Consider the following 7,115-nt stretch of genomic DNA (forward strand, 5'->3'; position numbering starts at 1 on the left):
TCACCGCCGCAGCTGCGCCTTCACATACGCCCGCCACTGCCGGGTGAACTCCGCCAGATCGATGCCGAGTTGGGAGCGGAGCGCGCTGTCCGTCCGGTCGGCGCGGGCGGGCCGCCGTCCGGCCCCGGACGCGCCCGGACGGGAGGCGGCGGCGACCGCCGTGGCCGCCTCCATCGGCGCCGCCGCGCTTCCCGACGAGCCGCGGAGCGCGCTCTTCCCGGCCGCCCGGTAGAAGGCGATCAGCTTGGCCTCGCCCCACTTGCCGGCGATCATCCGGCAGGCCAGCCAGCTGCCCTCGTAGGCCCTGGCCAGCCGGTCGGCACCGGCCTTGAAGCCGAAGTCCTGGTTGCTCGGCAGGCTGTCGGGGACCCTGCCGCGGGCGACGGCGCGGGTGAGTTCGGGGGCGGTGGCGGTGGCCCTGCGGTGGCTGCCCCGGTAGGCGACCCAGTCGGCGAAGCCCTCCGAGAGCCACAGCGGGGTCGCCACCGTGGTGACCGTACGGGTGGCGACATGGGTGGTCTCGTGGGTGAGGACCACCCTGCGGCCCAGGTCGTTGAGCTCCTCGTAGGCGTCCGGATTGATGATCACGCGGTCCGCGGGCGCGGGCGCCGTGACGCCGGCCTCGCCGGTGGTGACCGCCGCGATCCCCGCATAGCCGGACGCGTCGTCGCTGCCCATCAGCTGCGCCATCCGCTCGACCGAGTCCGGCGCCTCCACCACGACCTTCCGCGCCCACTTCCCCTTCCAGGCGGCCGAGACCGCGGGCACCGCCTGGTCCACCCGGTGCGCCAGGTCCTTCAGCCGCGCCAGGTGTCCGGCGCCGCCCAGGACCAGGCTGTGCCGGCCGCGGACCAGCCGCACCGGGCCCTGGTCCCACAGCTGGCGGGTGCCGCTCCTGCCGACCGCGGCGCCGTCGGTGTCGGAGGAGATCAGCCAGCGGCCGTCGTGCCGGGTGAGGGTGAGGTACTGGACGGCGTGCACCGGCGAGGTGTCGTAGCCCTCCAGGCGGTAGCGCAGCTGCACCTTCGCGGCCAGGTGGGTGTCGTCCTCCCCGGTGGCGAGCGGGAAGGCGCCGGTCGCGTCGAGGTCGTAGTGCCAGTCGGCCAGCGGCACCCCGGCCAGGTGGGCGAACATCGCGCGCTGGCGGTCCCGGTAGCCGGTGGCCCGCGGGTCGACGGCGGCGAGGAAGCCCGCCGCGTCCCGCTGCCGGACGGCCCGCGCACGGTTGTCGAGCATCCGCTGGACGTCCGGGTAGCGGGCCGGCGTGGAGGTCGCGGGCGCGCAGCCGGCCAGCGGGGCGAGCAGCGCGAGGACCAGGGCGGCACAGCCCGCCGCCGCGGCCCGCGGCGGCCGCCGTCGGGCCCACTGGTGTGACATGCGGACGATCGTAGATCCGGCCCGGCCGGGGCAAAAACGCTGCGCGGCGCCTCAGGGCCTGGTGATGGACGAGATCGGCATCATCCCGACGCGGTCGTAGCGCACCCGTGCGCCGGGATAGGGCGCGTGGACCACTTGGCCGTTGCCCACGTACATCCCGACGTGACTGCCGTCCGAGCGGTAGATGACCAGGTCACCGGGCTGCGCCTGGCTGAGGGGCACCTGCCGGCCGGCGCCGCGCTGCGCCTGCGAGGTGCGCGGGAGCGAGACGCCGGCCCGCCCGTAGGCCCATTGGGTGAGTCCGGAGCAGTCGAAGGCCGCGGGTCCGTTGCCTCCCCAGGCGTACGGCCGGCCGACCGCGGCGCGCACCGCGGCGACGGCCGCCGCGGCCCGCCCGGAGGACGGTACGGCCCCCCGCAGGTCCGGGACCGCCTCATGGCGCCCGTCGCTCCGCGAGGCCCGCGTGTAGGCCGCCCTGGCGTCCTTGGGCAGGGCGTTCAGCAGCCGCCGCGCCGCGGCCAGCTTGTGCTGGACGTCCTTCTTGTGGCGCGCGACCTCCTTGCGGCCCGCCTCCAGCTGCGCCAGCTTCCGCACGGTCTCCCTGCGCTGCTGCTCCAGGGAGCGCTGTGCGGCCCGCAGGCCGCGCAGCTCGCGGGCCTGGCCGGCACCGAGCCGGTCGAGGGCGGAGGCCTTCTCCAGGAAGGTGTCGGGCCGCTCGGAGAGCATCAGCCGGACGGTGGGGTCCATCCCGCCGGCCCGGTACTGGGCGGCGGCCAGCGCGCCCAGCCTGCCGCGCATCCGGTTGACCCGCTCCTGGGCGCGGGCGGTGCGGTCCTGGAGGGCCGCCACCTGCGCGCGCAGCTTCTTCGTCCGGGCGTCCGCGCCGTTGAACTTCTCGGTGGCCCGCTCCGCCTGCTCGTAGAGGTGGTCGACCCGCGCGGTCGCCGCGTCGCGGCCGGCGGGGGCGGTGGGCTCGGCCAGGGCCTGCGGCGCCGACAGTGCGGCGGCCGCGGTCGCCAGGGCGGCGGACAGCACGGTGACCCCGGCGAGGGTGGTCTGGCGGTGCTGCGAGGTACGGCGGTGGGACACCACGAGGGCCGCACTCCTTCCGTGCAGCCCCTGCCGCCCCGGGAGGGCGGTCGGTGAACCGGGATGCTGCGACGGCAGACAGTAACGGCGGCGGTGCACACCGGCCAAAGCGCTCTTTTCGCCCGCACACCACCGCCCCGCCGGTGACCGTGCAGGTCACCGGCGGGGCGGCAGGTCAGCGGCCGGGGCCGCAATTCGCCCGTTCGGGCGGCAGGTTGAGACGGTTGTGAGGCTTTTCAGACCCGCACACCGAACGCGAACGGCATGTTGCCGATCGGCTCGTAGCGCACCGAGGCGCCGGGCTTCGGGGCGTGCAGCACCTGGCCGTTGCCCGCGTAGAGGCCGATGTGGTGCAGGTCGCCGTAGAAGAGCACCAGGTCGCCCGGCTTGAGGGCGCTCTGCGAGCCGATCCGGGTACCGGCGTTGGCCTGCGCCTGCGAGGTGCGCGGCAGCGACTGGCCGGCCTGCTGGTAGGCCCAGGACGTCAGACCCGAGCAGTCGAAGGACGACGGGCCGGTGGCGCCCCAGACGTACGGCGAACCTATCTTGGACTGGGCGGCGGCCAGGGCGGCCGCACCGCGCTGCGAAGCCGGCACGTCGTCGCCGAGGTTGACCCGCGAGTTGCTGCGGTTGGCGCGGTTCTCCTCGGCCTGCATGGCCGCCCGCTCCTTGGCGGTCATCTGGTTGAGCAGCTGCTGCGCCTTGCCCAGCTTGCCCTTGATCTCGTCCTTCTTGTCACCGAGCGCCTTACGGGTCTCGGTGAGGTCCTTGATCTTGGCCGAGGCCTCCGCGCGCTCCTGGGCGAGCCGGCGCTGCTTGTCCGCGACGGTCTTGAGCTGCTCGGCCTGCTTGCCGCTCAACTGGTCGAGGGTGGCGGCCTTTTCCAGGTAGGTGTCCGGGTCACCGGAGAGGAACAGCTGCACCGACGGGTCGATGCTGCCGCTGCGGTACTGGCCGGAGGCGACCGCACCGAGGCCCTTGCGCATCTGGTTGAGCTCACCCTGGCCGCGGGCCACCTTGTCCTGGAGGTCGTCGACCTCCTTCTGGAGCTTGTCCTGCTGCTCCTTGACCCCGTCGTACTTCTCCGTGGCCTGCTCGGCCTCGTTGTAGAGCTTGTCGACCTCGGACTTGACGTCCTTCTTCGACTGGTGGGGGTCGGCCTGCGCGGCCTGGGACGAAAGGGCGACGGCCGCCGCGGCGGTGGCGGTGAGCACGGTCACGCGAGTACGGCTCGGCTGCTTGGGTCGACGGTGGGACGCCACGGGGGCGATCTCCTTCTTCCTCCAGCCGCCTACCGGGAAGTGGGGGGGTGAGACCCCGGCTCCGCGTGAACGCCGCGGACTCGGCGGTACCTTCACGGTTCATCCCGGTTGGATGATCAGATGCATGAAGGTTCGGGGCCTGACCTTAGTAACCGAGCTGTGATCGCTTCAAATCCTCAGGGGAAAAATCTGCGCCACGAGCCCCATCCTTTACCAACATCACACAGGCAGTGAGCGCCACTTGACGCTCAGAGACGGAACGCCGCCACTTCCGCCGCCCCGGCGGCCCCGGCGTCAGGTCCGGGCAAGTCGCTTGAGCAGCAGCGCCGATGCCACCGGACGGGCCCCGGCCTTCGCCACCCCGTCGGCCACCTCCCGGTCCGTGGAGACCACGACCACCGGGCGGCCGGGCGGTTCGGCCCGAACCAGCTGACGAATCAACTCATCGGCCGTTACGCCCGGTTTGCTGAACAGGACCCGGACCCCGCGCGGCGGCGCGAGCAGCACCGGCGCCGCCAGCTCCGCCCCGTCGAAGACACAGGTCATCTCCGCGCCGGTCTGCGCCGCCAGCACCGCGAGGCCGCCCAGCAGCCGCAGCCGCTGCTTGTCCAGCGGCATGGTCGGATAGCCGGTTTTGGTGACGTTGTAGCCGTCCACCACCAAATGCGCCTGCGGCAGCGCCAGAAGCTGGTCCAGCAGCGCCGGGTCCATCTCGGACAGCGCCCGCGTCGCGATGTCCTTGGGCGTCATCCTCCCGGGCGCGACCGCCTCGACGGTGTCCGCCGGGTGGACACTGGCGGGCGGCAGCGCCAGCTCGCGGCGCAGCCCCTGCGCCGCGTCCAGGACCGTGTCCAGCAGCAGCCGCAGCCGCATGTCCTCGACGCTGCGGCCCTCGCGGGCGGAGCGCCGGCTGGTCTCCAGCACCGTCTCCACCTCGGCGACCCGCGCCTTGAGCCGGCGCACCTCGCTGTCGGCCGCGGTCTTCTCCGTCGCCGCCCGGTCCCGTACGTCCGCGACGGCGGCCTCGGCCTTGCGCACCGCGGCCTCGCCGCGCTTGACGTCGCTCAGCGCGCTGCGCAGCTTGCGCCGCAGCGACTCGTTCTCCTTGCGGGCCGTGTCCAGGTCCACCCGGATCCGGTCGGCCTCCGTACGGGCCTCGCCGCGCGCCTGCGCCAGCTCCTCGCGCAGCCTGGCCAGTTCCCGTTCGGCCTCCTCGCCGGCCCGCTCGGCGCGCGCCCGCTGCGCCTCCTCACCGGCCGCGGCGACGAGCTTGACCCAGCCCTCGGGACGCAGCACATAGGCGGCCGCCGCGACATCGACCGGATCGGCCGCCGCGGGCGGGGTGCCGTGCTCCAGCGCTTCGACCAGCTCCGACTGCGCCTCGCGCAGCTTGCCCGCGATCCGCTGCCGGAAGACCGCGTCGCTCTCCAGCGCCGCGGCCATCGCGTTTCCGGCGAACTTCGCCCGACGCGTCGGGGTGAACCGGGCGTACTGCCGCAGCGGGGGCGGGAGTTCGGCGAGGGTCAGTGCGCCGAACGACTCCGCGGTGAGCGCCACGACACGGCGCCGGACGCCCTCGGGCAGCGGCCGGTCGAGCACCTCGTCGGCCGCACCCTCCGGTGCCTGGGCACGCTGTGTCCCCGGCTCCCCTTCTGGACGGTCCACCACGGCTGCATCGCTCCGATCTCAGGCGTTCGCGCCCGGACGGTCCACCAGCTCGATCTGGTCGACCGCGTTGCACCAGCGGCAGCGCACGGACTCGATGCTCTCACTGAGGACCTCGCGCTCCTCCACCGTCGGCGCCCCGGCCAGGTCCAGGTGGACGTACTCCACGACCTTGGACCGGCGGGTCACATCGAACCGCGTGAGGTTGCCGCACAGCGTGCAGCGCCACCGGGTCCCGTCCGTCGGCAGGGGAACAGCCATCGTGTCGTCCTCTTTCGTGCTCGTCGGTCTCGTGCTGCTGCGCGGTTCACGCGGTGCGCCGTCGGATCGCGGAAGTACGCAAGGTACTGCCCGTAACCCTACGGCCTGACGGGCGGCCGGTGCGGGCCCGCCCAGGTGCCGGGACGCGGCGAGGCACTCTGTCCCGAATGCCCCCATTGGGCAATGATCACCTCATGACGGTGCCGGCCCCCTCACCCCGCTCTCCCCGCTCGTCCGGTCTCCTCCCCCGCCCTCCGCACCCCACCCGGTCACTGGCCGCGGTGTTCTCGCGGATGACGAATGTGCTGATCGGCCTGTGCTGTGCGGTCTTCGTGATCGGCCCCGCCTCCGGCCTGAACCGGATGTACGGCACCGGCGATGCCCTGCTGAAGGCCCAGACCGCCTATTTCGAGCGGTGGGGGGTGATCCCGCTGGATCTGTGGAGCGGTTCGTTACGGGCGCTCATCACCCCGCTCACCGCATTGTTCGTGCACGGCAGCTGGCTGCACCTGCTCGGCAACGTGCTGTTCCTCTACGTCTTCGGCGGAATGACCGAGGCACGCATGGGCAGGCTGCCGTTCACCGCCTTCTACCTCATCATCGGCTACCTCGCGCTGCTCGGCTACGCGGCCGCGCACGCCGCCTCGGGCCAGACCCTCGTGGGCGCCTCCGGCTCGATCTCCGGCGTACTGGGAGCCTTCCTCTTCCTCTTCCCCACGGCCCGGGTCACCAGCGTCTTCCCGTTCCTGTTCTTCCTGCCGCTGCGCTTCCCCGCCTGGATCGTGCTGCTGTTCTGGTTCGTCCTGCAGTGGCAGGCCGCCCAGGACGACCCCCGCGGCCCCGGCGTCGCCTACCTCGCCCACGTCGTCGGCTTCACCCTCGGCTTCCTCTACGCCTGGGCCCGCTACGGGAGGGATAGTGTGGGGGCCACCAGGGGAGATGACCGGGCGACCGAGGGAGAGAGCCAGCCGTGATCACGTCGATCGTGCTCATCAAGACCAACGTGGACCAGATCCCGGAGATCGCCGAGAAGATCGCCGCGCTGGAAGGCGTCAGCGAGGTCTACTCGGTCACCGGCGCCCACGACCTGATCGCGATGGTGCGGGTCGCCGCCCACGACGACCTCGCCGACGTCATCCCCGGCCGCATCAGCAAGGTCCCCGGCGTCGCCGCCACCGAGACGCACATTGCGTTCCGCACGTATTCGCAGCATGACCTTGAGGCGGCCTTCGCGATCGGGCTCGACGCGTAGCGTCCTTCTTCTCCTCCCACGCTTTTGGCTTTCCCGCCGTGGGGGTTGCTCGCCGTTTTTCGCCCGCTGCGGGGCCGCTGCGCTTGGCCTCCGCTCCGTTTTTGGCTGTCTCGCCGTGGCGCCTGGCGGCGGGCGGGTCCGCTGCGCGGGGCTGTCGGGTGCCGGTGACGGGCCTGCGCGGGTGGGTGTCCGGACTGCTTCGCTTTACG

The 7,115-nt window shown here is 72.7% G+C and carries 7 protein-coding genes; 2 read left to right on the plus strand and 5 right to left on the minus strand.

Annotation, left to right across the window (positions count from 1 at the left end):
- From AB0411_RS37135 to AB0411_RS37155, 5 genes are all read right to left on the minus strand, one after another.
- Complete coding sequence (locus AB0411_RS37135) at positions 1-1,377, minus strand: hypothetical protein (RefSeq protein ID WP_366421651.1); 1,377 nt, start codon at positions 1,375-1,377, stop codon at positions 1-3.
- A gap of 51 nt (positions 1,378-1,428) precedes the next feature.
- Positions 1,429-2,469: an NlpC/P60 family protein gene (locus AB0411_RS37140; protein WP_366421652.1), complete on the minus strand. Its 1,041-nt coding sequence runs from the start codon at positions 2,467-2,469 to the stop codon at positions 1,429-1,431.
- A gap of 233 nt (positions 2,470-2,702) precedes the next feature.
- The gene (locus AB0411_RS37145) at positions 2,703-3,728 is read right to left on the minus strand and encodes an NlpC/P60 family protein (RefSeq protein ID WP_366421653.1); all 1,026 of its coding nucleotides are present in this window, start codon (positions 3,726-3,728) and stop codon (positions 2,703-2,705) included.
- A gap of 294 nt (positions 3,729-4,022) precedes the next feature.
- Positions 4,023-5,396 (minus strand): NYN domain-containing protein, encoded by a 1,374-nt coding sequence (locus AB0411_RS37150; RefSeq protein ID WP_366421654.1) that lies wholly within the window; start codon positions 5,394-5,396, stop codon positions 4,023-4,025.
- An 18-nt stretch (positions 5,397-5,414) separates the two neighbouring features.
- On the minus strand, positions 5,415-5,654 hold the full coding sequence (locus AB0411_RS37155; protein WP_030086623.1) for a hypothetical protein: 240 nt from the start codon (positions 5,652-5,654) through the stop codon (positions 5,415-5,417).
- 293 nt (positions 5,655-5,947) lie between these two features.
- Between AB0411_RS37155 and AB0411_RS37160 the strand changes: the two genes are divergently transcribed.
- Together AB0411_RS37160 and AB0411_RS37165 are read left to right on the plus strand one after the other, a co-directional pair.
- A complete protein-coding gene (locus AB0411_RS37160) occupies positions 5,948-6,628 on the plus strand; it encodes a rhomboid family intramembrane serine protease (protein ID WP_366421655.1) in 681 nt (226 codons plus the stop codon).
- On the plus strand, positions 6,625-6,906 hold the full coding sequence (locus tag AB0411_RS37165; RefSeq protein ID WP_030086627.1) for an Lrp/AsnC family transcriptional regulator: 282 nt from the start codon (positions 6,625-6,627) through the stop codon (positions 6,904-6,906). The genes AB0411_RS37160 and AB0411_RS37165 overlap by 4 nt, the downstream gene beginning before the upstream one ends.
- Positions 6,907-7,115: the final 209 nt, after the last annotated feature.

The sequence above is a fragment of the Streptomyces angustmyceticus genome (assembly GCF_040701845.1).
GTDB lineage: Bacteria > Actinomycetota > Actinomycetes > Streptomycetales > Streptomycetaceae > Streptomyces > Streptomyces angustmyceticus_A.

Coding starts and splice junctions, on each gene's coding strand:
- AB0411_RS37160 (WP_366421655.1), top strand. CDS start 5,948: ATGACGAATGTGCTGATCGGCCTGTGCTGTGCGGTCTTCGTGATCGGC.
- AB0411_RS37135 (WP_366421651.1), bottom strand. CDS start 1,377: ATGTCACACCAGTGGGCCCGACGGCGGCCGCCGCGGGCCGCGGCGGCG.
- AB0411_RS37155 (WP_030086623.1), bottom strand. CDS start 5,654: ATGGCTGTTCCCCTGCCGACGGACGGGACCCGGTGGCGCTGCACGCTG.